The sequence below is a fragment of the Parapedobacter sp. 2B3 genome (assembly GCF_041925275.1).
Lineage (GTDB): Bacteria > Bacteroidota > Bacteroidia > Sphingobacteriales > Sphingobacteriaceae > Parapedobacter > Parapedobacter pyrenivorans_A.
In genome coordinates, this window is record NZ_JBHEUZ010000012.1 from 149,563 (window position 1) to 175,134 (window position 25,572).

Annotated in this window: 23 protein-coding genes; 10 read left to right on the forward strand and 13 right to left on the reverse strand. The window is 48.9% G+C overall.

All coding sequences use genetic code 11. From position 1 onward, the window contains the following. Positions 1 to 72: 72 nt before the first annotated feature. Positions 73 to 1,029 (forward strand): methylenetetrahydrofolate reductase, encoded by a 957-nt coding sequence (locus ACEVG1_RS14575; RefSeq protein ID WP_374744480.1) that lies wholly within the window; start codon positions 73 to 75, stop codon positions 1,027 to 1,029. Between the two features lie 13 nt (positions 1,030 to 1,042). On the opposite strand, the gene ACEVG1_RS14580 is transcribed toward ACEVG1_RS14575, so the two are convergent. Continuing rightward, the gene (locus ACEVG1_RS14580; protein ID WP_374744481.1) at positions 1,043 to 2,713 is read right to left on the reverse strand and encodes a glutamine--tRNA ligase/YqeY domain fusion protein; all 1,671 of its coding nucleotides are present in this window, start codon (positions 2,711 to 2,713) and stop codon (positions 1,043 to 1,045) included. Positions 2,714 to 2,898: 185 nt separating this feature from the next. Here ACEVG1_RS14580 and ACEVG1_RS14585 point away from each other — a divergent pair, with 185 nt between their 5' ends. Further along, the gene (locus ACEVG1_RS14585) at positions 2,899 to 4,197 is read left to right on the forward strand and encodes an FAD-dependent oxidoreductase (protein WP_374744482.1); all 1,299 of its coding nucleotides are present in this window, start codon (positions 2,899 to 2,901) and stop codon (positions 4,195 to 4,197) included. Between the two features lie 26 nt (positions 4,198 to 4,223). Here the strand turns inward: ACEVG1_RS14585 and ACEVG1_RS14590 are convergent, their stop codons facing one another. Continuing rightward, positions 4,224 to 4,697 (reverse strand): Lrp/AsnC ligand binding domain-containing protein, encoded by a 474-nt coding sequence (locus ACEVG1_RS14590; RefSeq protein WP_374744483.1) that lies wholly within the window; start codon positions 4,695 to 4,697, stop codon positions 4,224 to 4,226. A gap of 398 nt (positions 4,698 to 5,095) precedes the next feature. Here ACEVG1_RS14590 and ACEVG1_RS14595 point away from each other — a divergent pair, with 398 nt between their 5' ends. Beyond that, the gene (locus tag ACEVG1_RS14595; protein WP_374744484.1) at positions 5,096 to 6,133 is read left to right on the forward strand and encodes a hypothetical protein; all 1,038 of its coding nucleotides are present in this window, start codon (positions 5,096 to 5,098) and stop codon (positions 6,131 to 6,133) included. 4 nt (positions 6,134 to 6,137) lie between these two features. Here the strand turns inward: ACEVG1_RS14595 and ruvC are convergent, their stop codons facing one another. Next, positions 6,138 to 6,704, reverse strand: a complete 567-nt coding sequence (ruvC, locus tag ACEVG1_RS14600; protein ID WP_374744485.1) for a crossover junction endodeoxyribonuclease RuvC — start codon at positions 6,702 to 6,704, stop codon at positions 6,138 to 6,140. 139 nt (positions 6,705 to 6,843) lie between these two features. Then, positions 6,844 to 7,674 carry an energy transducer TonB gene (locus tag ACEVG1_RS14605; protein WP_374744486.1) on the reverse strand — a complete coding sequence of 277 codons (831 nt, stop codon included), beginning with the start codon at positions 7,672 to 7,674 and terminating at the stop codon, positions 6,844 to 6,846. 176 nt (positions 7,675 to 7,850) lie between these two features. On the opposite strand from ACEVG1_RS14605, the gene ACEVG1_RS14610 reads away from it, so the two are divergent. Together ACEVG1_RS14610 and ACEVG1_RS14615 are read left to right on the forward strand one after the other, a co-directional pair. After that, complete coding sequence (locus ACEVG1_RS14610) at positions 7,851 to 8,825, forward strand: lysylphosphatidylglycerol synthase domain-containing protein (protein WP_374744487.1); 975 nt, start codon at positions 7,851 to 7,853, stop codon at positions 8,823 to 8,825. Continuing rightward, the gene (locus ACEVG1_RS14615; protein ID WP_374744488.1) at positions 8,806 to 9,942 is read left to right on the forward strand and encodes a glycosyltransferase; all 1,137 of its coding nucleotides are present in this window, start codon (positions 8,806 to 8,808) and stop codon (positions 9,940 to 9,942) included. Before ACEVG1_RS14610 ends, ACEVG1_RS14615 begins: the two co-directional genes overlap by 20 nt. Here the strand turns inward: ACEVG1_RS14615 and ACEVG1_RS14620 are convergent. From ACEVG1_RS14620 to ACEVG1_RS14635, 4 genes are all read right to left on the reverse strand, one after another. After that, positions 9,935 to 10,681: a lysophospholipid acyltransferase family protein gene (locus tag ACEVG1_RS14620; protein WP_374744489.1), complete on the reverse strand. Its 747-nt coding sequence runs from the start codon at positions 10,679 to 10,681 to the stop codon at positions 9,935 to 9,937. The two genes, ACEVG1_RS14615 and ACEVG1_RS14620, sit on opposite strands and share 8 nt — an antisense overlap. Before the next feature lie 93 nt (positions 10,682 to 10,774). Then, a complete protein-coding gene (locus ACEVG1_RS14625; protein ID WP_374744490.1) occupies positions 10,775 to 11,479 on the reverse strand; it encodes an SDR family NAD(P)-dependent oxidoreductase in 705 nt (234 codons plus the stop codon). Between the two features lie 14 nt (positions 11,480 to 11,493). Next, positions 11,494 to 12,486 carry a YbhN family protein gene (locus ACEVG1_RS14630; RefSeq protein ID WP_374744491.1) on the reverse strand — a complete coding sequence of 331 codons (993 nt, stop codon included), beginning with the start codon at positions 12,484 to 12,486 and terminating at the stop codon, positions 11,494 to 11,496. A gap of 93 nt (positions 12,487 to 12,579) precedes the next feature. Next, on the reverse strand, positions 12,580 to 12,915 hold the full coding sequence (locus tag ACEVG1_RS14635) for a hypothetical protein (protein ID WP_374744492.1): 336 nt from the start codon (positions 12,913 to 12,915) through the stop codon (positions 12,580 to 12,582). 143 nt (positions 12,916 to 13,058) lie between these two features. Between ACEVG1_RS14635 and ACEVG1_RS14640 the strand changes: the two genes are divergently transcribed. The 5 genes from ACEVG1_RS14640 to ACEVG1_RS14660 all read left to right on the forward strand — a co-directional run bounded on the left by ACEVG1_RS14640 (position 13,059) and on the right by ACEVG1_RS14660 (position 17,281). After that, positions 13,059 to 13,583 carry a hypothetical protein gene (locus tag ACEVG1_RS14640; RefSeq protein WP_374744493.1) on the forward strand — a complete coding sequence of 175 codons (525 nt, stop codon included), beginning with the start codon at positions 13,059 to 13,061 and terminating at the stop codon, positions 13,581 to 13,583. A 30-nt stretch (positions 13,584 to 13,613) separates the two neighbouring features. Continuing rightward, complete coding sequence (locus ACEVG1_RS14645) at positions 13,614 to 14,135, forward strand: DUF2911 domain-containing protein (protein WP_374744494.1); 522 nt, start codon at positions 13,614 to 13,616, stop codon at positions 14,133 to 14,135. Between the two features lie 79 nt (positions 14,136 to 14,214). Then, the gene (gene rfbA, locus ACEVG1_RS14650; RefSeq protein ID WP_374744495.1) at positions 14,215 to 15,087 is read left to right on the forward strand and encodes a glucose-1-phosphate thymidylyltransferase RfbA; all 873 of its coding nucleotides are present in this window, start codon (positions 14,215 to 14,217) and stop codon (positions 15,085 to 15,087) included. A 4-nt stretch (positions 15,088 to 15,091) separates the two neighbouring features. Further along, positions 15,092 to 16,210, forward strand: a complete 1,119-nt coding sequence (gmd, locus tag ACEVG1_RS14655; RefSeq protein ID WP_374744496.1) for a GDP-mannose 4,6-dehydratase — start codon at positions 15,092 to 15,094, stop codon at positions 16,208 to 16,210. 147 nt (positions 16,211 to 16,357) lie between these two features. After that, positions 16,358 to 17,281 carry a hypothetical protein gene (locus ACEVG1_RS14660; protein WP_374744497.1) on the forward strand — a complete coding sequence of 308 codons (924 nt, stop codon included), beginning with the start codon at positions 16,358 to 16,360 and terminating at the stop codon, positions 17,279 to 17,281. Between the two features lie 15 nt (positions 17,282 to 17,296). On the opposite strand, the gene ACEVG1_RS14665 is transcribed toward ACEVG1_RS14660, so the two are convergent. The 5 genes from ACEVG1_RS14665 to ACEVG1_RS14685 all read right to left on the reverse strand — a co-directional run bounded on the left by ACEVG1_RS14665 (position 17,297) and on the right by ACEVG1_RS14685 (position 25,513). Continuing rightward, positions 17,297 to 21,052 (reverse strand): ATP-binding protein, encoded by a 3,756-nt coding sequence (locus ACEVG1_RS14665; protein ID WP_374744498.1) that lies wholly within the window; start codon positions 21,050 to 21,052, stop codon positions 17,297 to 17,299. Positions 21,053 to 21,140: 88 nt separating this feature from the next. Next, entirely contained in the window at positions 21,141 to 21,911 is a 771-nt protein-coding gene (locus ACEVG1_RS14670) for a succinate dehydrogenase/fumarate reductase iron-sulfur subunit (protein ID WP_374744499.1), read from the reverse strand. Between the two features lie 69 nt (positions 21,912 to 21,980). Further along, positions 21,981 to 23,912: a fumarate reductase/succinate dehydrogenase flavoprotein subunit gene (locus tag ACEVG1_RS14675; RefSeq protein ID WP_374744500.1), complete on the reverse strand. Its 1,932-nt coding sequence runs from the start codon at positions 23,910 to 23,912 to the stop codon at positions 21,981 to 21,983. Positions 23,913 to 23,966: 54 nt separating this feature from the next. Beyond that, a complete protein-coding gene (locus tag ACEVG1_RS14680) occupies positions 23,967 to 24,740 on the reverse strand; it encodes a succinate dehydrogenase cytochrome b subunit (protein WP_374744501.1) in 774 nt (257 codons plus the stop codon). Positions 24,741 to 24,916: 176 nt separating this feature from the next. Beyond that, complete coding sequence (locus ACEVG1_RS14685; RefSeq protein WP_374744502.1) at positions 24,917 to 25,513, reverse strand: porin family protein; 597 nt, start codon at positions 25,511 to 25,513, stop codon at positions 24,917 to 24,919. Between the last annotated feature and the right edge of the window lie 59 nt (positions 25,514 to 25,572).

The window sequence follows — 25,572 nt, forward strand, 5'->3', positions numbered from 1 at the left end:
CGCGACAAATTCACTTTGCATTAAAAAAGAATTTGGCTAAGTTTGGCGGCTGCTTTAGTAAGGCCCGGCGATATGAAGATAACCGAACACATTAAAAATGCCAAGGGTAAAACCCTTTACTCGTTTGAGATACTACCGCCCATAAAAGGGCAGAGTATACAGTCTATCTTTAATGCCATCGACCCACTGATGGAGTTCGCTCCGCCTTTTATTGACGTGACCTACCTGCGCGAAGATTACATTTACAAGCAGCACCCCAATGGGTTGTTGGAAAAGGTGGCGTACCGGAAACGACCAAGTACGGTGGCCACCTGCGCGGCCATCATGAATAAGTATAAGGTTGACGCCGTGCCCCACCTTATTTGCGGGGGGTTTACGAAGGAGGAAACGGAGAATGCCCTCATTGATTTACAGTTTCTAGGTATTGACAACGTGTTGGTGCTGCGGGGTGACGCGCGCAAGAGTGATAGTTCTTTCATTCCCACCCCGGGGGGCCATGCGTACGCCTCTGACTTGTTGCAGCATGTGGTTAGTATGAATAATGGCCGGTACCTCCACGAGGATATGGAAAATTCGGAAAAGACCGATTTTTGCATCGGGGTAGCCGGGTATCCCGAAAAACATTTTGAGTCGCCCAATCTGGATACCGATTTCAGGTACCTGAAGAAGAAAGTGGAGTTGGGGGCCGATTTTATCGTAACCCAGATGTTTTTTGACAATAGTAAATATAAAGCGTTCGTTGACAAATGCCGGGCAAACGGTATCCACGTGCCCATCATCCCCGGTTTGAAGCCATTGACAAGCAGCAAACAGCTTGTCAGCCTTCCCAAGGTTTTCCACTTGGATATTCCCCTGGCACTGAGCGAAGCGGTACATGCCTGCAAATCGGAACAGGATGTCCGTGAGGTTGGCATCGAGTGGATGATTCACCAATGTAGGGAACTTAAAGCCATGGATGCCCCGGTACTGCATTTTTATACCATGGGCAATCCGAAACCGACCAAACGGATTATTGAAGCGGTATTTTAAACTGCCGGCGCCCCTACTCCTTGCCGATTTCCTTTGCCCATGTATCCCGTAGGGTCACCGTACGGTTGAAAATCAACTCGTCTGGTGCCGACCTGGTGTCAAGCGTGAAATATCCCTTACGGATAAACTGATAGCCTTTTCCCGGAACAGCATTCAACAAGTCGGGCTCGACATATGCGTTCGCGATAATTTGAAGACTATCCGGATTGACCGTAGCTCGAAAGTCGGTTTCTGCTGCCGGGTTTTCCACGTTGAATAGACGGTCGTATAGCCGTACTTCAACGGTTTCGGCGTGGGGTACGCTTACCCAGTGGATGGTTCCCTTTACCTTGATGCCGCTGGTATCTTCCCCGCTTTTTGATTCGGGGATGTATGTGCAGTGGATTTCAGTCACGTTTCCGTCTGCATCTTTCACAAAATCTTCGCATTTGACAATATAGGCGTGCTTCAATCTAACCATCAATCCGGGGCCTAGCCGGAAGAACTTTTTGGGTGGGTTTTCCATGAAATCTTCCCGTTCAATCCATAGCGTATTACTGAACGGGATGCCGCGGCTGCCCTCGCCATCGGCGGCTTCGGGGTTGTTCTCACCGGTTAATAGCTCCTCTTTCCCTTCGGGGTAGTTGGTGATGACGAGCTTGATGGGATCGAGTACAGCCATACGGCGCCACGCGGTCCTGTTGAGGTCCTCCCGGATGCAGAACTCAAGCAGCCCAACGTCGATAATGTTTTCCCGTTTGGCCACCCCGATACGTTCACAGAAATTGCGGATACTTGCAGGGGTGTAACCCCGACGGCGCAATCCACTGATGGTGGGCATCCTCGGGTCATCCCAGCCCTCCACATACTTCTCATTGACGAGCTGGAGCAACTTCCGTTTGCTCATTACCGTGTAGTTTAGATTGAGCCGTGCAAATTCGTACTGCTTGGAAGGGAATATTTCCAGCTCTTCGATCAGCCAATCGTAAAGCGGCCGGTGTGGTATAAATTCGAGGGTACAGACCGAGTGTGTTATCTGTTCGATCGAATCGCTTTGTCCATGTGCGAAATCGTACATGGGATAGATGCACCAATTATTGCCCGTGCGGTGATGGTGCGCATGTTTTATGCGGTAAAGGAGGGGGTCCCGCAGGTGCATGTTGGGATTGGTAAGGTCAATTTTTGCCCGTAGCACTTTTGCACCGTCACTATATTTCCCATCGCGCATTTCTTCGAATAGGCGTAGGTTTTCGTCCACACTCCGGTCTCGGTAGGGGGTGGGCGTGCCGGGCTCCGTGGGTGTGCCCTTGGAAGCGGCAATAGCTTCCGATGTGCTATCGTCTACATAAGCCAATCCCTTTTTGATAAGTTTAACGGCAAAATCGTACAGTGTATCGAAGTAGTCGGATGTGTATAATTCTTCCACCCATTGGAATCCCAACCACGCAATGTCATGTTTTATGCTCTCCACGTACTCCGTTTCTTCGGTTACCGGATTGGTGTCATCGAAACGCAGGTTCGTCTTGCCTCCGTATTTCTGTGCCAATCCGAAATTGAGCACAATGGACTTTGCATGGCCTATATGCAGATAGCCATTCGGTTCGGGGGGGAATCGGGTCAGTACCCTCCCACTATGTTTACCCTGCTGGATATCTTCCTCGATGATCTCTTCTATGAAATTGAGGGATTTTTCTTCGTTTTCCATAACGCAAAGGTAGCTGTTTTCGGTTGAAGTCTGAAGTTAGAAAAGGATATCCGGGATGCGAATGATCCACGGGATAAAAACCGTTGAGACAACAAACTGGAAATACGAAAAGTAATTAGACAAAAAATAAACCTTACTGAAGCAAATATGTCTAATTTTACGTCTTTCTTTCTAAATCAGTAAGTATGAATAAACGATACGTCCTTTTTTGCATGCTTTTAATCATCCCATTCTTGGGAAGTGCACAGCGTAAGCGGCCGGAGGTGCTGGTGTATGGTTATGGGGCGGATGCGTATGCGGCCGCACTCCAATCGGCCATGTCAAACCTGAACATCATATGGGTAGTCAATGGGGATCGTGTCGTGCCAGAATTGACCTCGGAATCCCTTTCCATTACCACCAATGCCCATTTAGATGGAGGCGTATGGGCTGGCCTGCTGGCAGCGACCAAGCGGGAGAAACCCAGTGATTCGATCGCGGCGGCAGTGAAACGGCGGATAAATCCCCGACTCATGCAGGATGTGGTCGATAGTGTGCTAAGGACATTCAACAACTTAACCGTCATCCGGGGAGGCACGCTCCGCTCGGTAAAAAAAGCCGGGAAAAATTGGCAAGTCGAGCTGAATGACCGCCGCCGTTTCAAGGTACGGAGTGTAGTAGACGCAACTACAGACGGGCAGCTCTACGCAATGGCATATGGTACGTTGGATAGTTTCCATGTGAGGACCGATATACGGGATGATTATTTCCGATCGGTACCCTATGATGGGCTCGCCCGTACGGGAGTAGCCGTTGGCGAGCGCGATGGGCATGGCTATTCACTACCCTTGGCGGCACTCGTGCCAGCGGGCGAGCATAGCCTGTTTTTAACCCGGCTCATACCCGCCGTGCAGCGGTTATCAACCTATACCGAAGGCGATATCCCTTTGTTGATGCATATAGGGCAGGCCGTGGGCGCAGCAGCGTCGTACACAGCTTTTTTCAAAACTACGCCCGACAAGTTAGATACACGCAGCGTGCAGGGCGAGCTATTGCAGTATGGGGCTCGGCTGGTGCCTTTTGTGGATGTGCCCCTGGAAAGCCCCCATTTCGATGCAATCCAACGGATGGGCGCCACGGGCATGTTGCAGGGAAGGAAAGGTGAAGACGGGGGGCTGTATTTTGACGCTGATGCACCTGTTACTGCCGGAGAGATTAAACCCTTGCTAAATACGCTGTTCTCGAGGAGCCAGATCTGGTTTATAAACCATGCCGAGGTTGATACTTTCACCGTGGCCGACTTATTCAGTTATATCAAGTTTGTGGGGCAGCGCGGAAATGAACTGGAAGCACAGGTGCAAAAAAATTGGAAGCGCCGGTACCACTTTGAAGAGGAATATGACGAGCAGCGACCCGCCTCACGCTTGCTTGTGGCGGTGCTATTGGATGCGTATTGCAATCCGTTCGACGTGAAGGTAGGGCTGGATGGCGTGATTCAGCGATAGCTCCCTATTTATCCCTCCGGGCAATCTTAGGCGAGACTGATCTGTCTTTTTATGCTTTCTTCCAGCGATATGATGGTCTCCGTACGCTGGATGCCCTTCACGGCCTGAATGTCTTCATTGAGGACCTTCCGCAGGTGGGTCGTGTCACGGCACACGATTTTGGCAAACATACTATAGGTTCCGGTGCAGTAGTGCAGTTCCACGACTTCTTTCACCTGTTTTAACTGCTCTACTGCATTATTGTATTGAGAACCTTTCTCTAGGTAAATACCAAGGAATGCGGTGATGTCAAAACCTATTTTCTGCGGGTTTATGACCAGGTTTGATCCTCTGATGATACCCAGTTCCTCCATTTTTTTCATGCGTACGTGGATGGTTCCGCCTGAAACAATTAGTTTTTTTGCAATTTCGGTGTATGGTATGGAGGCGTTATTCATTAAAATAGATAAAATCTGTGTATCTAGGTTATCTAACTCGTAATTATCGTTGCGTTTTTCCATAATTAATAATTATTTTGATAAATTATGTTATAATTTCTTGTGTTTTTGGTAAAAATACAATTTTTTTATAAAAAAACTTCATTATATTGAGTGTTTTATTAAATTTGTATCAATAAGTCAATGTAAAATATACGAACGACTTGTTTTTCGTGCTGCCCTCCCTTAATTAAATATAGGTTTATAATTGGTTAGCTTAGAAGCTCCCTTCCCCGGGGAGCTTCTTGCTTTTATATCCAAATTTCGATTTTTGCTTAATTCAATTGTTATAATAGGTGTTTGTTGCCAATTCCTCAAAAATAGGCACTAAATTTCGATTATTTATGAAAATATTTCAATTTTTCAGGGTGTCGTGTCAAAAGCGTACCTTTACTTAACAACAAGTGGTTCATTAATAGAAGATGGAAGACGTTAAGATTTCCCGGAAGAAACCGGTATATGCAGTGAGTCCGGCCTTGCGTAAGTACCTGCGCCATTACGAACGTGAAGCCCGTATGCCAATTAATTATGAAGACCTGCTTGATTTTTACGAGACATTGCCGGTAATGGATAAGAACGGTCGCGATACCCTATGGGAAACACCGATATATCCGCCGCATATCCAGGAAAACTTGTACAACGGACTTAAAATCATCTATGCGGAATTAAAGGCGTCTGGTAACACCCGCATTGTAGAACACAAATATATAGACCGTGTCGAATATTGTGCATTTGGCAATACACACCCGTTTAGGATACGTATTGTAAACCGACTGAACGATGTGTATGATTATTTCTATGTAAAACAAGTCGATGCGTCGCGGATATACGGTCTGGAATTGGAGCAAATCATCTCGCCCAATACCGTAAATTATCTGGTGGGGGAACAGACACTCGTGGAAGAGCATATTGTGGGTATTCCCGGCGATGTGTTTCCCAAGTCGTTGATGTACAATCCGGATTATAACCCCAAACGGATTGCCAAGGAATTTGTGAAGTTCAATGAACGGTGTTTCATCACGCTGTTGGGCGATATGCGTTCGTATAACTTCGTTGTGCAGATCACGCCGGATTTCGATGATTTCCAATTTCGGATACGCGCCATCGATTTTGACCAGCAGTTTTATGAAGGGAATCCCAAAGTGTACATGCCCCAGTTTTTCAAAGACAACCTCGCTTATGTGCAGCTGTGTATGGAGCACCTTACAGACCGGACTGCCTTGCAATACCAGCAGGAAGAGCGATCGTCCATCGTGCACCGGGTACGTAGTGAGCGCCACCGCATCGCGGCATTGCGCGATGTTTCCAATACGGAAGAGTTATCCTCGCCGGAGAATGTAAGGCAACTTAGGGAAGGGTATGCGCAGTACTACCGGAATGGGCAGTACCTGAAATGCCGTACCATGACCGATATCATTGAGCTCAATATAAAGAATGTCATCAGGCAGGTGAAGCTTTGAGGGGTTACTTGAGGCGGTCGGCATTGTCCTTTACAAAGGCTGCCCATCCGGAGTAGTTCCCTTTTGCGCTCCCTGCCCGCTGGTTTTGGAATGCATGGCAGACCGCGACCGCCAATCCGTCGGTGGCATCCAGAAACTGGGGTGTTTCGTCAAATCCCAATAAAGTTTTAAGCATGGCCGCTACCTGTTCCTTGGCCGCATTCCCGTTGCCGGTAACGGATTGTTTGATTTTCCGCGGTGCATACTCGAAAATAGGAATGTTTTTACTCAAAGCGGCGGCCATGGCTACGCCTTGCGCCCGGCCGAGCTTAAGCATGACCTGTATGTTCTTTCCATAAAAAGGAGCTTCCAGTGCCATGCAGTCAGGTTGGTATTGTTCGATCAACACACTGATTTTCTCGAAAATACGTTGCAATTTGAGCGCATGATCGTCCAGATGGTCTAATTTGATGATGCCAAGATTGATGAGCGACAGCTGTTTGCCTACTTCTTTAACGATGCCGTAGCCCAGAATGGCAGTGCCGGGGTCGATTCCCAAAATAATCCGCTCCACCTTTGCCGTTTTTTGCATGGTGCAATATTAGGGTTTTTCCGTATAACTTGTCGCTGTTTGCAGATAATTGAACAGGGTGTATCCGTGCTATCCGGTGTTGTAAATCAGCGGCCCGCCAATGGGCAGGCCGCTGAATCGTTTGTTGCAATTCCTATATTCACCGGCTAAGGTCGAGGGCGATGGGCAGGGTATAGGCCACACGGACTTTCCGTCCGTTCTGGATGCCAGGACTCCACTTAGGTGATGCTTTTAGCAACCTCACAGCCTCTTCGCCGGTGCCGAATTTAAGGTCACGCACAATATGTATATCCGTAAGCGAGCCGTCGCGTTCCACAATAAACGACAGGATCACCTGGCCTTTTACCCCCGACTCGACCGCCGGTGCCGGATATCGATAGTTTTTCTGCACATACTTGAAAAATGCTTCCATGCCGCCAGGGAAAGCGGGTTCGATTTCTACGGCCACGAACAGGTCATCTACTTGGCCGGCGGCCTCCGTCATCATCGCGTCGTTATCAGCATGTCCCGCGGGGATGTCGATGTGGATTTCCGCCCCGGGGCTGCCTTCGATAGTCTCCGGACCAGGATTGGTCAATTGAAGTGTCTCGGTCGACGGGAGGTCTTCTGTAGCCATTGCTGCACTCACTACCACCGGGGGTGGCATGCGGACCTGGCTTGTACGCGGTAGGGGGCGCGCTGCTGCGGGTGGTTGGGGGAGGGGTTTCTCGATCGGTGGCGGCGAAATCAGTTCGACGATGTGTATTTTGTCAAACGGATCCGTGGCCAGCGGCGGGCGAGGAACGAGACGCTGCTGAATCATGGGCGCCAGTAATAGAACAACGAAAACGGTAGAAGCAATAAATAATGCCAGCATCGCCGTTTTTGACGCATCTCGGCGCAATACGTAAGCGCCGTATTGCTTATTGCGTCCCTCGAAAACGATATCCAGCCAAACTTGGCTGAATATATCCTGCTTTGGATAATCCATAACGATGAAGATTAGTGAACGAAAAAGTGAAACAAACGGCCGTCATGTTTTTATCCGACAGGAAAATAAAATCTCCTGTTTCATTATGGATGCGCTACGCCGATTAATTCCATAAATCATTCCGTTGGGAACGGAACGGATAAATTAGTAACATTGCACGTTATAATCATTCGGGTTTGACTAATAAGACAAAGAAGACGCTGGGCGTTGCACTGAAGGTTGCCATTTTAGCATTGGTGGCTTGGGTGCTCTACCAAAAGCTCAACAACCACCAAAACCTGAAAGAGTTTGAGCGGCTGATGCATAACCTGGGCACCCAAACGGTGGTGACCACCTTATCCGTGGTTATAACGTTAATGTTTGCCAACTGGTTTTTGGAGGTGGTGAAGTGGCAGTACCTTTGCCGTCCTATCGAGCGGATAAGTGTATGGCGGGCTACGCAATCTGTTTTTTGCGGATTAACATGGGCTGTTTTCACGCCGAACCGCATTGGCGAGTATGGTGGCCGGGTCATGTTTCTCCAACCCCGCAAGCGTATTTTCGGTGTGGTGGCGATGGGTGTGGGAGCATTGGCCCAACTGGTACTCACCAGTGTAGCTGGTTCGCTCAGCATCGCATGGTTTGTCAACCGGTTTTTTGGTGTGGGTCCCGTTGGCGGTATCGCCATTTGGCTGGCCGCGGGCCTATACGCAGGTTTTTTCCTACTATTGTATTTTAACGTGAGGTGGATTAATAGCTGGATGCAACGGATCGGATTCCTGCGCAAATTCCACCGTTTTTTCGAAATCCTTACCCGTTATAGCCGGAGGGAACTGACAACCGTCTTTCTAAACTCACTTGCTAGGTTTGTCATCTTCACTTCGCAATATTGTATCTTGATGCTGGTCATCATCCCCGATATCGAGTTCCTCCCTATGTTGCTGCTTATCTTTATCCTGTTTTTCGTACAGGCGGCATTGCCTACGCTCGACCTGTTTGATTTCGGTGTGCGCAGTGTCACGGCAAGCTATCTATATGCGCATATTACCGATCAGGACATTGCTGTGATGGCAATCGCTTCTTGTGTTTGGTTTATTAACCTTATATTGCCCGCCATTTTGGGATCAGTGTTTGTCTTAAAAATCAATTTCTTTGGCGACACAACTAATTAGTATCGCATTAGCTGTATTCGCCGGAATATATGCGGTGCTGGTATGTTACATGCGGGCGGGATGGTCTGCCTTGCCATCCTTTTCTAGGAAAGGTACTCCGAAGACGAAGATAAGCGTCTTGATAGCAGCGCGCAACGAAGCGGCCAATATCGGCCGTACCCTTTCGGACATATTGGCGCAGGATTTCCCAAAGGAACTGCTTGAGATCATCGTAGTGGACGACCACTCCACCGACGATACAGCGGCCATTGTACGCTCATTTGCCGAAAATGGTGTGAAACTCTTGAAACTAAACGAATCAGAGCCTCTAAATTCATACAAGAAAAAAGCGATATCGATGGCGATTCAGATGGCCACAGGTGAATTGATCGTAACTACCGATGCCGATTGCCGGATGGAAAAGGACTGGCTGGCTACCGTGGTTACCTATGCTGAGGAAAAGGAGGCTGTGTTGGTTTCCTCACCCGTAGTGTACTCCCAGCAAAAGGGGTTTTTCGAAGAATTGCAAACGCTGGAGTTCCTCTACCTAATCGGGTTAGGCGCAGCGGGGATTGGTAAAAGGCACGCATCCACCTGCAACGGGGCTAACCTTGCCTATCGCCGTGATGTGTTTTACGAATTGGGTGGCTTTAACGGGATTGACCACCTTGCCTCAGGCGATGATGAGCTGTTTTTGCATAAGGTCGCTAGTAGGTATCCGGACAAGATAGGGTTTTGCAAATCAAGGGATGCCATTGTGTATACCGACGCCAAAAGGAGTTTGCGCGGCTTCATCAACCAACGGCGGCGGTGGGCATCCAAGAGCACACACTATAAAAATAAGGGAATCGTGGCATTGGGCCTAGCCATATGGATCTTTAACCTGTTGTTGTTGCTTACCGGATTGGCTCCGTTTCTGTTGGATGTAAGCTATCTCATTGGTGGATTTCTTATCGCTGTAACCTTGAAGTTGGCAGTGGAGGCTTTCTTCCTGTATCCGCTATGCCGGTTTGCCAATCGGATGGATTTATTGGCCTACCTGCCCATATTGACCCTGCTGCACATCGTTTATATGGTGTATATCGGTATTGCCGGGAACTTGGGTAAATATCAGTGGAAAGGAAGGCGGGTCAATTGATCGTCAATTTTCCAATCCGGCTCCTGATTTTTTCTTCTACTTCCGCCACCACGTCTTCTGCAGGGCGTCCCCGAGGCTCGATGGGTTCAAGTACGTCCCATGACATCCGTGTGAACGTGTTGAGTGGGAAAAAGCCGTAACGTACCATTTGCCACGAATTGTTGATAGCCACGGGCACCACCAGGACTTCCGGTACTTTTTTCAATATGGTGGCGATACCGCCCACATTGAATGGCTTGATGATCCCCGTTTTGGCACGGGTGCCTTCGGGGAAAATGAACGCCGACCAGTTTTTGGTTTTCATGTTATTGGCCAGTTTCAGGATTTCAGCAATGGACTGCTTGGGGTCCTTGCGGTCGATATTAGCTGCCCCGCCATGGCGCAGATTGAACGATATGCTGGGGATGCCCTTCGCCAGTTCGATCTTTGAAATGAACTTGCCGTGATGTTTACGCAAGAAGAAAATCAGCGGTGGGATGTCATACATGCTTTGGTGGTTGGCCACAAAAAGTATGGGCCGTCCAACCGGCAGGTTTTGCCGATTGATAAAGGTTATCGTATTGCCCAATACATAGTATGTGGCAAGCAGGCACATGTTGAGGACGTCTACACATCGCTTATGTGCAGGGTATCCTCCCAATTTAAGGCACAACCATTGGATGGGATGGAATACAGTGATGATGATGCCGAAAAGCAGGTAAAAAATAGGAGAGAGGATATATCCGGCGAATTTTCTCATGTGTGGAATACCTTGGTGTATCTATTGAAAGCCGCAAACTTAGCCTTTTTTGTTTGCTTTTTTTGGTGTCAACTGGTTTCGTGCCATGTTATTTCACGGTGTAGTTACTGCCACCGGTAAGATTTTGCCATTGAAGAGCCGGTGGCCGGTGAGCGCAAATTGGGCGATATAGGCGCCCATTTCGTGCGCCGTAACCGGCGACTCATATTGGGGAAACGCATTTGCCAACATTTCTGTTTGTGCCGAACCCAAAGCCAAGCAATTTATTTTTATCATTTTGTCTTCAAGTTCCATCGCTAAACATTCGGTGAGGGCATGCAAAGCAGCCTTACTGGCCGAATAAGCAGCCAGTCCGGGAAACTTGACGCTCCCCTGAAATCCACCCATACTGCCGATATTAACGATATGGCTATCGGGTGGCATCAATGGGAGCAGGTGCTGAATCATGCGCACATGCCCCAATAGATTATCTTCTATCATAGCGGAAAAGTCATTTATGGAGGTTTCTCCGAAATGTTTATTGATAAGGGTGCCTGCGTTGTTGACCAATGTGTCTACCTGTTTCACCTTTTCCATCAGAAAAGGTAGGAAGTCTTTCTTATAATCGCCGTGCACGATATCAAAAACAAGGGGATGGACGATTGCATTGGCGGCATGCTTCAGTGACGTTTCCCGCAGTTTTTCCAATCCATCTCGTGAGCGGGAGAGGGCGACCACAACGTGGCCCCCTTTGGCCAGCGCCAGTGCCGTTTCGAATCCTATTCCTTTACTAGCCCCGGTAAGTACGATAGTTGCCATACTGTTATATCCATTCAATCATTTTCGTCATCCTCGTCCATGCGGCCCTGTTCCGCGTCGGCGGCATCGGGCAGCTTATCTTCGCCCAGTCCTTGCGGGCGGAAAATAAAATATGAACCGGTAGAAGCCAACAGGGCGGATGTCAAGTAGAATAACAAACTGATGAGTATAGCGAGGTGGGCGTCGAGATGGAAATACTTGGCGCCAAAAACAAACACCATTTCACGCGCACCAAGACCGCCCACCGTAAAAGGTACCACCGCCACCAGCGAAGAAAGTAGGAACATGAGCAGATAAGGGGCAAATTTGCCGTCGAAAGCCAGGGCATAAAGCAAAAAAATAGCACAAATCACCTGCATCGATTGCGTCCCCAATGCTTTGAGGTGCGTACGGACAAAACGTTTGCTGTAGTCGGAGAAGTACCTGCGTATAATCGTGTAATAGGCAACCGAGCCGATGATGACGACAACGATAGGGACCTCATTTGGAATTTGGAGCCGTGGTATAAAAATCACGAGCGCTGCAGTGATGAGGCAAAGTGCCCATAGTCCACTTAGACGGTCAAAGAACACGGCCGATAGGAGTTTGCGGCCCTTTACCTCGAATTTACGACGCAGGAAATAAATCTTGTAGCCATCACCACCCACGCCACCCGGTAGAAAAAGGTTGTAGAATAACCCCAGTAGGTACAGCTTGAAATTATACCGTTCGGAGAGCTCCAAGCCCACTCCCTTGAAAAAGCCGTTGAGGCGCGACGAAGCAATCACAATTGAACATCCATATGCAAGAAAGGCAAGGACCAAGAAAAACGGATTGGAGCTGAGGATCGTCTGTTTGATGAATTGCCAAAAACTGGGCGGGTATTCATCGGAACCCGCACTGATATTTTCCATCGCCTGCTCGTGATAGTCAGTTTCTACTTTGCTGAACACCCAATATAACGCAATGGCTGTAATACAAACCTTGAAAACGGTTTTCGTAATTCGCCATAGCTGCTTCTGCGTCATAGATACTATTGTAACACTATCAGGTAAATGTCCGAAAAGGACCGTACATAGCGGGGCAAAGTTAAAAAAAGGAGACGATTATCATATGATTTGTCAACCGAAGATAATAGGATATAACCTCACGTATATCATCGTCACGTAGACGATCAAGAGCACAGTGTTTAAAGACAACATCCAATTGAGATCGGCTTTCTGATACTTGTGGCGAAGGGTGAGGAAAAGCAGGACCAGAAAACTGATAAAGAGCAGTGCAGGAAATATAAGTGCCCATTTGTTTTCTATATATATGAAAGTTTCGCTGTACGACCGCGTGGTCTCTTGCTCGAGCACCACGGGAGCGAAGGCAAATAATAGCAGCAAAATGAACAGCCGTACCAATAATTTTGCCGCAAATTGACTGATGGTATGGTTTTTGGACTGGATTGCCATGCGAAGTGGATAATATGTCTTTTGCAAACAAACATACATGAATATCCCCTTTGGACATAAAAATAATTCATTTTATGGCTGAATCCGTTATCTTTACGTCGTGATGCGGCTTGATTTTGTAATCCACCAGTTAGTTTAATACCATGAACAGAACGTTGTCTTTTTTCGTAGTCCTCATATCGGCTTCTTTTTTATTAATGTCCTGTACGGCCCAACAAGGTACGGTAGATGGCTCACCTACCGCTGCTTCGTGGCGTAGTGGTGTGAAGGGCCAATGGGTGCTGCATTCTGTAGATAAGGAAAATGTCCCCACAGCCTATAGTGTAAAGACGATTTTCGAAGAGGCACCTGCGGAATGTTTTATAGGCAGCGTTTGGAACCTGCCTAATAACGGAAAGGGAAGTATCACGTTTGATGCGGAAGGGACGCTTTGTGCGCCTGGTGCGGTTCGGAACATTGTATGGTCCATTTATAATCCGGGTAAGGGCAATGGCGAACCGAAGTTCCAATTCAAGAAGATTTATCCGGGTGATAAGCCGAGCAACGTTACGGCAGGCTACCGGTTGGATTTGTCGTACGCTGACGCGGACCAGTTGACGATGCGGATGCCGTTGGATTTGGATGGGGAGACTGGTTATCTAGTGTTCAATTTTGAGCGTCTTAAGTAAGAAATTTAGAAACCCAATAAACAAAAAGTTATGAAAGCAACCCTGTTATCATTCTTCGCGGTAGTGGTCATGTCTACCGTTGCTTTTGCACAGCAAGACAAAAGCCAGCGGGCCAGCCCGCCCGCCCGTACCACCTTGACAACCGACGATGGTGTCACCATCGATATCCATTACAGCAAACCTTCGTTAAAGGGTCGGCAGATCGGCGTAGAGATTGCCCCCTTCGGTAAAGTTTGGCGTACCGGAGCCAATGAGGCTACGACATTTGAAGTGGATAAGGACGTCTTAGTGCAGGGGCAGCCGCTCGCTGCTGGAAAATACAGCCTTTACTCCATCCCCGGTGAGCAGCAGGTGACCCTTATTTTCAACAAAGTATGGGACCAGTGGGGCACACGCTATGACCAAGAGCAGGACGCTTTGCGCGTCATTGCTACACCCAATGAAACGGGAGGCAATTCGATAGAGCAATTCACGATAAGCGGCAATAAAAACGGCACGGTAACGTTGCTTTGGGGTATTTTTGCTGTTCCGTTCACGGTTGCCGCGCAATAGCAGCGATCTTTTACCTTTTTGGGGCAGTTCGCCTAAAAATTGATAGCTTTGCCTTTCTGTTTATTTTAGAAGGAAAAAAGTGAAAGGTATTATTTTGGCTGGAGGGTCCGGCACACGATTGCATCCATTAACACTGGCTGTAAGTAAGCAGTTGATGCCGGTTTACGACAAACCGATGATTTATTACCCCCTCTCCACCCTGCTATTGGCAGGTATTCGGGAGGTGCTGATTATTTCTACTCCGCACGACTTGCCTGCTTTCCGTAAATTGCTGGGCGATGGATCCCAAATCGGTTGCTCGTTTTCCTATAAGGTGCAAGCTGAGCCCAACGGGTTGGCACAGGCGTTTGTGATCGGTGAGGATTTTGTAGGGAAGGATAAAGTAGCCCTTATCCTTGGCGACAACATTTTCCATGGCGAAGGGCTGTCGCGTTTGCTGCAGCAGAGTGCGGATCCTGTAGGCGGCGTGGTGTTCGCTTATCCCGTATCCGATCCCGAACGTTATGGCGTGGTTGAGTTTGACAACGACCACCGTGTCGTTTCCATCGAAGAAAAACCAGCCCGGCCCAAATCCAATTATGCTGTGCCGGGTTTATATTTTTATGATAACTCCGTCATAGACATTGCCAAGCATATCCAACCATCGGCACGCGGTGAATATGAGATCACGGATGTGAATCGTGTGTATCTCCAACAAGGCCAACTAAAGGTGGGTATATTCAGCCGGGGTACAGCCTGGCTAGATACCGGAACATTTACGTCACTTATGCAAGCCGGGCAATTTGTACAGGTTATCGAAGAGCGGCAGGGCCTGAAAATCGGATGTATCGAGGAAGTGGCCTACCGCATGGGCTATATTGATGGCCAACAACTCGAAGCTGCCGCCCGTCCGCTTTTAAAAAGCGGATATGGGCAGTACCTGTTGAAATCGGTATTGAAACAACATAGTTGATTATATGGCTAAGACCGCATTAATCACAGGGATAACCGGACAGGACGGGGCCTATTTGGCCGAGTTCCTGCTCGGAAAAGGCTATCGTGTACATGGCGTGAAGCGCCGTAGCTCACTGTTCAATACGGACCGTATAGACCATTTGTACCAAGATCCGCATGAGACCAACCGTCATTTCACGCTGCATTACGGCGACCTTACCGATGCCACGAATCTTATCCGCATTGTTCAGGAAACCCAGCCCGACGAAATCTACAACTTAGCCGCACAAAGCCATGTAAAGGTGAGTTTCGATACGCCCGAGTATACGGCAAATGCCGATGGGTTGGGTACGTTGCGGATATTGGAAGCTATCCGGTTGCTCGGGCTTGGCAGCAAATGCCGTTTTTACCAAGCGGCAACATCCGAATTATACGGGTTGGTGCAGGAAGTGCCGCAGAACGAACGGACGCCTTTTTACCCACGAAGCCCTTACGCGGTTGCCAAGCTATATGCCTACTGGATCACGGTCAACTACCGCGAAGCCTACCAGCTCTATGCATGCAATGGCATATTGTTCAACCATGAGAGCCCTATCCGGGGTGAGACCTTCGTAACACGGAAAATTACAAGGGCGGTCGCCCGCATTGCCGTTGGATTGCAGGATAAGTTATTTTTGGGTAACCTCTCGGCGCAACGCGACTGGGGACACGCCAAAGATTATGTCGAAGCGATGTGGCTGATGCTGCAACAGGAATCGCCAGAGGACTATGTCGTGGCTACCGGCATTACGACCACCGTACGCGACTTCGTAAAGCTGAGTTTTGCTGAATTGGGTATCGAGGTTGAGTTCAGTGGGAAGGGCGAAACGGAAAAAGGGGTAGTCATTGATGTCGATGAAGTTCGGTTGGCTGCGCTGGGCATCGATGCTGCGCGGATCAAGTTTGGGCAAACGGTGGTAAAAATAGACCCAGCCTACTTTAGGCCCACAGAGGTGGATATTTTAATCGGCGACGCAACAAAGGCGCAACGCCAACTCGGTTGGCAACCGAAATACGACCTTGCAGCGCTGATAAAGGACATGGTACATGCTGACCTTCAACTGATGCGTAAGGAAGAATACCTACACCGCGGTGGTTTTTAGCCACTGGAATATCGCTTCCGCACCTTGCTGAACCCCAGTTAGTAACCAAACTACAGCGGGAAAAGTATGTTGGAACAATTTTTGCATTGTAATGGGCTGGTGTGTTAGCGGGGGTGTTGTCAATAGGCCATGCAAGAAATACGTACGATGCAAGAAAAAAGTACCGAGTCCGTTCCGGAAGAATCGAGAAGGGATTCCACAAAGATTTACTTCTTTGTGGTTGCTATTGCTGCCTTGCTAGCGACCAATGTGTATTTCTACGTTAAATACAAAAGTACAGACGATAAGGTTTATGAGCTGACGGAAGAGAAGGTGAGCATGGAGGCTGAAATAGACCGTATCGAAGCGGAGCTGGATCGGTTGACCGATCAAAATATCGAACTTAATGCTGCGTTGAAGGGTGCCCAGGACAGCGTACGGTCCACCATTGCAACGTTGCGGGCAGAACTGGCCAAAAGTAATCTCACCCGTGAGCAGTTGGGCAAAGCGCAACAGGAGATAAACCAATTGAAGCAGCAAGCATCGAACTACATACAAGAAGTTGAACAGCTCCGAAACCGCAATGCACAATTGATTTCTGAACGTGACGAATTGAAACAAGCCGTTTCTTCGTCTTCCGACCGCTTGGCCGAACTGGAGGCAGAGCGTACCGATTTGGTCGATATGGTGAAGCTAGCCTCGGCCATCAAGGTTTCGAGTATTTCCGTCAATGGTGCGAGGCAACGGAATAATGATAGGGAGAGTGTGGAAACCCGGGCACGGAGGGTTGATAAGTTCCGTATCAATTTTACATTGGCAGACAATCCGCTGGCGGCGGTTGGTGAGCACGATATCTACATGCGTGTCATCGATCCCAACGGGAATCTGGTGACTACGGAAGACCGGGGGCTTTTTGAAGTGGACGGTAGGCAGATGCAGTACACCTACAAGACGAAGATAAGTTTTGAAAACGACGGGGCTGCTTATACCCTCCAATGGGCCGATGCACGAGGTTTTCAAAAAGGGACCTATACCATTTTGCTCTATGCCGACAACGCGGTGATGGGGCAAAGCAGCGTTGTATTGAAATAGCCCCTCAACGTATAGTTAGACGGTAGATTGCTGCGCGTTTACCGATGGGATACGCAAGTAGAAAGTTGTCCCTTTCCCCACAAGAGTCTCGTACCGGATGCTTCCGCCCATTCCTTCCACAGCCTGTTTTACAAACGCCAACCCCAACCCGGTCCCGGAACTTTTGGTAGTGAAATTGGGCTGGAACAACTTTTCCCGGGCCCCGGGATTTATGCCCTCCCCGTTATCCTGGATGGCAATTGCCACATAATGATCCGCATCATAGGCAACGGAGATATTGATTTGGCACCGACGCTTCGTGATAGCTGCCTCAATCGAGTTCTTGATTAAATTGTTGAACGACCTCAGCAATTGGTCGCGATCGCCCTGTATGTTAACGGCATTTTCGCCACAACTATTTGTAACCGCAATCCGAACGCCCACATTATTACGGAACACTTCGACCGCCTTGGCTAGAATGTCCAGCACATCGACCTTCTTGAGCTGTGTATCGGGCATTTTGGCGAACTCGGAGAACTCGGATGCGATATGTGAGAGACTATCGATTTGTTCGATGAATGATTCACTGAATTTTTCGAACCGCTCTTCAAACCTCGGGTCCTTTTCTTTCCACGAGCGCTCCAATTGCTGGATGCCAAGCTTCAACGGCGTAAGTGGGTTTTTGATTTCGTGGGCCACTTGCTTGGCCATTTCGCGCCAAGCCGATTCACGTTCCGAGCGCATAATGGTATTGGCACTCTGTTCGAGCGCTACGATCATCAGGTTATACTCCTTGATAAGGCTGCCGATTTCGTCGTGGCGTTTCCAGAAAATGGGTTCATTGGGTTTTCCGATGCTGGTTTTGGCCAAGCTACGCTGCACTAGCGCGAGCGGCGCCGTAATTTTGTTGGCTACGAATACCGCGAAGAGGCCGAGCACCAGAATGACCAATGCATAGATATTGATGAGGGTATTGAGCAGGAGACCTACATTCTGGTCAAATTCTTTCCGGTAACTATAATGCGGTAAACTGAGGAATGCCACCGCTTCGTATTCGTCGTTTCTGATGGGGGCATAGGCAGCGATAAAATTCAACCCTCCGATATGCTCGTGCTGCAGAAATTCAGACCGCTGATACCGGGCCATATGCAGCCACGCGTGCGGCTGCATATAACGTGATAGCAGACGCAGATCGTAGATGCGCGGCTGAGTGGAATAGATAAGCTGTCCATTGGTGTCATAAAGGTTCAGGTCGGCCGCAACAGATTCGGCGATGGTATTGAATTGCTCATCCGCCGATAGCCCCTTGTTCAAGTCAAGTTCCTTAAGCCAGCGGGACTCCAGTCTGGAAGCGATGTCTGCCACATATTTCAATACACCGCTTTCCTGTTGCTTTTTAAACTGGCTACTGATGCTAAAAAACGTGATGATACCAGCTACAATCAGTGTGGTCACCACAGCTACCACCATGAATGTCTGGATGCGGGTACTATACAATATTTTATTGGAGAGTATTAAGAAGCTCCATCGGAGGTTGCGCAAGCTGAAGTCGTTGCCGTTGAGTGTCAATACCAACCACCGCGCAGTGAATGCTAGTATGGCGAACAGTAGGAATACAAGGAAAATGAACGATAGTGCGGCCAGTTGCATCCAACTACTACGCTGCGGACTGCTCACCACAATCAGGGTGCGGCTGTTGGGACGGCGCATCATGTGCTCATAACCCCCTTCGGTGCCCAGTGAAATGAATTTCCGGAGTTCATTGGGGTAAGCCGCCGTAGACAATGGATATACATAGTCGCCATACTGGCTTACCAGCGTACCATGCTGGTAGAATGCATACGCATAGCCGGCTATCAATTCAGTTTGTTGTTGGTCGATCCTACTGTCGGCAAGGATATCCGGGTAGGAAGACAGTTGGCTGAACGACCGGTTTTGGAGCTCGATAAGCAAAATCCCCAATAATTCGCCGTTCTCCTGCACCGGTAATTGAGCGAAGTATTCGAAATTGCCAAACCGGCTGTTTCCGCGATAGAAATTTTCAGATACTTTGATGGCGCCCGAAATGACCTTTTCGCGGTAGGCCTGCCGCTTACTGGCAGAACTGTTGCCAATAGGTACCCACTCCGTGTTGTATTCATTGGCTACAAATTCGTAACGCGAGAGGTACCCACTTAAGTAGGTCCTTTTCAGGTGCTCGTTGAGTAGCTCGCGGTTTTCATTTCGAGGCATTTTGAAGTAATCGATGAGGATGGGGTCCTTCACGATCTCTTTCTCCAGGTCGTGGAAAAGGGCGAGCGCATTCGCATCATCGACGGCCTCCAGCCTGGAGAGGGCGATTTTTTGCTTCTCCTCTTTTTTGTAGTGTTGGTATTCGCTGTGCTTTATCGCGGTAATGGAAGCCAATAGCAATAGCGTGGCGATGAAAACAGCCAGGTCGAACCGACGTTCCTTCTGTGTATACCACACCCGCAATCCAATCAGCGTGCTCAGCAGCAGGAAGGTAAGCGGTGGATTGCTGAACGAAAAATCGGCTAGGCAAACAAGTATCCCAGCAACGACAACGGCCGTTATACCGGTGAAAAGCAACCATTTTTTGTTTGGGATCAGAGTATGGGCAACCTCGGCCAGTAAATCGATGAGTAGTAGCAGCGACATCATACTCAAGCAAAGAGCGAAAATGCCAATCCAACTGTAGAAGCTGAGGCCTAAGATGTTGGTCACGTCAAAATTGATGTCGGAGTTGGTCACCAGTCCCGAAAATACATCGGCCACTGCATGGCTAACAGTATAAATCACGGCACCGAGGAGGAGGACCATTAGTAAACTCCCCACCCTCGTGCGGCCAATCGCCGGTATATGGAGCTGTTTTCTGAAGGTATACAGGTAGCCGATAAACCAAGTGAATGCGACAATGTTGAGGAGCAGTCCGCCCAGATGGGGAAACAGGAAACTGGACGCGAAATTGCGTGAATCGAAAAGGCCCGTATAGAAATGGGAAGACAGCCAACCATAATAGAGGTCTAGGTAACGAATACCCGCCAAACAACAGGCAAAGAGAACTATTGAAGACCATACCCAACCGCGTCTACTCAGCCAAATGCACATGATATTGAGCAGAAGCACTACGGAAAGCCCCGCCAGTATCCATATGGCGAGTTCCAGTTTGGAAAAAAAAGTGTCGTGGCGCCCGTCGTTCAGCTTTACGGAAAAAAGGTACTCACCGGTTATACTCCTGATGTTATAAATCAGGTGGTCATCGTAGTCGGCGATCTCGAGGTTGTTGGTTTCGATGAGATTTTTGGAGAACCTATCCTGCAGGTATTCATTGTTTTTCTGGAAGTCAGATTTTATCGGGATCAGGAATAACGCCGAGAAGTTACCCGCACTTTTTTTGATCGATTCATACCACCCGTTTCCGAGGTTGATGATGTCCACTCCTTCCGTGATGCCTGCATCGGTTTTCGGAACGGCTTTGTCCGTACCCCAGATAGCCAGTTCGCTATTTACGTAGATGAAAGGATAGATATCATGTTGGCCCACGAAATAATCGAGGATCTCCTCTGCGTGGTTCACATCGGTTTCCATCGCTCTAAGCGCGTTGAAGCGCATCGAGTCGCTCAGGAAGTTGTATACGATCTGTTCTTTTTTGTGGAGGTTATTTTGGATACGCCGGCCATCGAGGAGCAGGATTTCCTCCTTGTTGAACGTCAAGTTGATGGTGACAGCGGTGCCTATGAAGCATAACGTCAGCACCAACAACAATAGCCGTATTTTGACAACTGTACTCACCGTTTATAGCTGCTAATCTACATAAAAATAGAGACCCCCACAATATTGCATTATTGTGGGGGTTCCGGGTAAGCCAATGGCAGCTCCCTTAGTGCACTTCTTCTTCTTTAAAGAGCTTGGCCGTGAGGTATTCACGGTTCATCCGCGCAATATTGGTCAGTTTGATGCCTACCGGGCATTCCGCCTCGCAGGCCCCTGTATTGGTGCAACTGCCAAATCCTTCTGCATCCATCTGGTCGACCATCGCCTGTGCGCGGCTATACCGTTCGGTTTGGCCCTGCGGCAACAAGGCGTATTGCGATATTTTGGCCGAAACGAATAGCATGGCCGAAGAATTCTTGCAGGCGGCTACACAAGCACCGCAACCAATGCAGGTAGCAGATTCAAACGCTTCATCGGCTACGGTCTTCGGAATAGGGATGCAATTCGCGTCGGGGACCCCGCCGGTATTTATATTGACGTATCCCCCCGCTTGTTGGATGCGATCAAATGCGGTCCGGTCTACCGCCAAATCCTTGATTACCGGAAATGCCGATGCGCGCCAAGGCTCAATCACGATGGTTTGCCCATCGTGGAAGCTCCGCATGTGCAACTGGCAGGTGGTGGTCAGTTGTTTTGGTCCGTGAGGCCGGCCGTTGATATAGAGCGAGCACATACCACATATCCCTTCGCGGCAGTCGTGGTCAAAGTGGATGGGGTCTTCGCCTTTCCGTACCATCTCCTCATTCACTACATCCAGCATTTCAAGGAAAGACATGTCGGGCGATATACCGTTTGCCTGGTAGGTTACAAATTTACCCCTCGTATCGTTGTTCTTTTGACGCCATACTTTGAGCGTCAGGTTCATGTTTCCACTCATGGTTTTTTGCTTTATGCTTTTGCGCTACGACTTACGACTAGCGGCTTATGACTATTGACTTACGACTTATTACTTATAGCTCCGTTGTGTCAATTTAACGTTCTCAAACACCAAAGGTTCTTTATGCAATACTTCGGCTTGGTCAGCACCTTTATACTCCCATGCAGCCACGTAGCTGAAATTTTCATCATCACGCTTAGCTTCGCCTTCTTCCGTTTGGCTTTCTTCGCGGAAGTGGCCCCCGCATGATTCGCGGCGGTTAAGGGCATCGTCTACCATCAGTTCGCCCAATTCGAGAAAATCAGCCACACGGCCAGCTTTTTCAAGCGATTGGTTCATCTCTTCGTTTTCGCCCAACACCGTCACATCATTCCAAAACTCCTGCCGCAACGCTTGTATGAGTCCTTTGGCTTTGGTGAGGCCCGCTTCATTACGGGCCATGCCGCAGTACTCCCACATGATGTGGCCGAGCTTTTTGTGGATGTCGTCCACGGTTTTATTTCCTTTCAGCGAAAGCAGGTGATGCACGCGGTCCTCTACTTCCTTGCGGGTTTTTTCGAAATTCGGGTGGCCTTTGTCTACGGGAGCGAAGCCTAGCCCAGCGAGGTAATTACCCACGGTGTAAGGAATCACAAAGTAACCATCGGCCAGGCCTTGCATCAGCGCCGAGGCACCTAAGCGATTGGCACCATGGTCTGAGAAGTTGCATTCGCCAAGCGCATAGAGACCGGGCACCGTCGTCATCAGGTTGTAATCGACCCAAACACCGCCCATCGTGTAGTGCACGGCAGGGTAGATGCGCATGGGTTGCTTATATGGGTTCTCGTCCGTGATTTGGTAGTACATGTCAAATAGATTGCCATACTTGGCACGTACGGCATCTTCCCCCAGCCGTTTGATGGCGTCTTCGAAATCGAGGAATACCGCCACGCCCGACGTGCCGACGCCCCGCCCCTCGTCTACGACCTCTTTTGCATTCCGGGAGGCCACGTCACGCGGCACAAGGTTACCGAAAGAGGGGTATTTACGTTCAAGGTAGTAATCGCGGTCCTCTTCTTTGATGTCGGCGATTTTAATTTCGCCCTTGCGTAGTTTTTGTGCAAGCTCCACCGTTTTCGGCACCCACACACGGCCATCGTTACGCAATGATTCAGACATCAATGTCAACTTCGATTGGTGGTCGCCCGTTACCGGGATGCAGGTAGGGTGGATTTGTGTATAACATGGGTTGGCAAAGAACGCCCCGCGCTTGTGGGCGCGCCAAGCCGCGGTAACGTTACAGCCCATGGCATTGGTAGAGAGGAAAAATACGTTGCCATAGCCTCCTGTACATAGCAATACGGCGTGGCCTTCGTGCGATTCGATGGCCCCCGTCACCATATTGCGTGTGATAATGCCACGTGCATGGCCGTCGATGGTCACGAGATCCAACATCTCATGGCGGTTATACATCTTCACCGTACCCTTGTGTATCTGGCGGTTCAGCGCGGAGTAAGCACCCAGCAACAGCTGCTGCCCCGTTTGGCCCCGGGCGTAGAATGTACGGGAAACCTGGGCACCACCAAACGAACGGTTGTCGAGTAACCCACCGTACTCGCGGGCGAAGGGTACACCCTGCGCCACGCACTGGTCGATGATATTTACCGATACCTCAGCCAAGCGATGCACGTTGGCCTCGCGCGAGCGGTAGTCACCCCCTTTCACCGTATCGTAAAACAATCGGTAAACGCTGTCGCCGTCGTTTTGGTAATTCTTAGCGGCGTTGATGCCGCCTTGGGCAGCGATGGAATGCGCCCGGCGCGGACTGTCCTGATAGCAGAAAGCCTTCACATTGTAGCCGAGTTCGGCAAGTGAGGCAGCAGCAGATGAGCCGGCCAACCCCGTGCCTACCACAATGATGGTATATTTCCGCTTGTTGGCCGGATTGACCAACTTCAGGTTAAACTTATGCTTCGACCATTTTTCGGACAGTGGCCCTGCTGGTACTTTCGAATCTAACATATGATGATGTCTGTTATATCGTTGTGTCCGGTAAACCCGGACATCACATAGTTGCTAGCTAGCAAAATAGAAATACAACGGCATGGCCGCAAATCCAATGGGGATAGCCACGCCAAATAACCAAATTCCGATAAATCGGATAAGGGGCGCATATTTTTTATGGTCCCATCCCAACGTCTGAAACGCACTCTTGAAACCATGGATAAGGTGGAAAGACAGCGCCGCCATCGCAATGACGTAAAATACCACCAGGATCCAGTTTTTGAATGCAAACTGCACCTGTTTATACAAATCCTTGGCCCTGAGTATCTCAATATCGCTGTCTACATATTTCACATAATCTGTAAACTCTCCGGCAATCAGCTCGGTTGCCGTGATTTCTTGCGTAGTGAGGTTGGTGCGGTATTCGACGTACGGCACGTCGTCATTATGGTATTTCCACCAGAAATTGCTCATATGGGTTACAATGAATACCAGCAAAACTGTACCCAGTATCCCCATATTGCGGGAGTTCCAGGCACTATTTGCCGATCCGTGATAAACGGCATAACCAACGGGTCTCGCTTTTTTGTTTTGGATGGTGATTACCAGCGCATAAATAGCGTGTATGACGATAGATGCGTAAAGCAGGTATGAGACGACTTTAATCGGCGTAAAATGCGTCATAAAATAAGCATAGTCATTGAAGGCTTTCCCCTGGTCGTTGTAAAATAACTGTAGATTGCCTATCAGGTGGACAATCAGAAATGTGCACAAAAACAGACCGGTCAAGCTCATGACAAGCTTCTTCCCAAGCGATGAGGAAAGTAGTGGTTTGGACTTATTCATTCTCCTCGAATATTTAATTTTGGTAAGCAAATCTACCAATTGATTCAATACACGTGAAAACAAACAAGCAAAATCATTAATTTAGAACTGTTCTAATGTTTAAGCGCGAAAAAACAAAAGCGCCACGCTGGTAATTGCGTGGCGCTCCTTGTATATTTTTTGCTAAACGGGGTTTGTTAGAACAACCGGTAGCCGATGCCCACCGTCCAGAGATTTACCTTCTGCGGGGCACTGTCGTTTTTGCTCAACTCGCTTAGCCCATGCTCGTAACGTGCATCGATGCGGAAGTTGCTGATATCGAGCCCAAGCCCGCCGGTTACTGCCCATGCTTGGTTTTTGTATTCACCGAAATCAGTGACTTGTTGCAGTGATTCACCGATGTTTTTGTCGACAACAAACGAGACGACCGGACCAGCAACGATGCGCAATCCTGCGGGGCCGAAGCCAATACGCGTACCCAACAACAACGGTAAGTCTAAGGAAGTGAAACTCACTTTGCCTTCTTCGTTTTCTTCAATCAGTTTGGCTTCGGAGCTTTTTCCTGTTAAATAAAGCTCGGGTTGGAAATGTATGCCGGCTCCGCCTACGCGTGCCCAAACACCCGCTTGGTATCCGGTGCGCGTGCTTGCATCCAACCAACCGCTATCTTCCGATTTCAAACTGGAAAAGTTAAGGCCCGCTTTGACCCCGAATTGAAAACTCGGTAGCAATTGGGCGTTGGCGCCAAAAATCGTGGCGGTTACGAGAAATGCAATAATAAAGTACTTTTTCATAGCGTTAATCATTTTTAAATGTCTATTCGTATACTGTTGTCCAACCATAGCAAAATTCA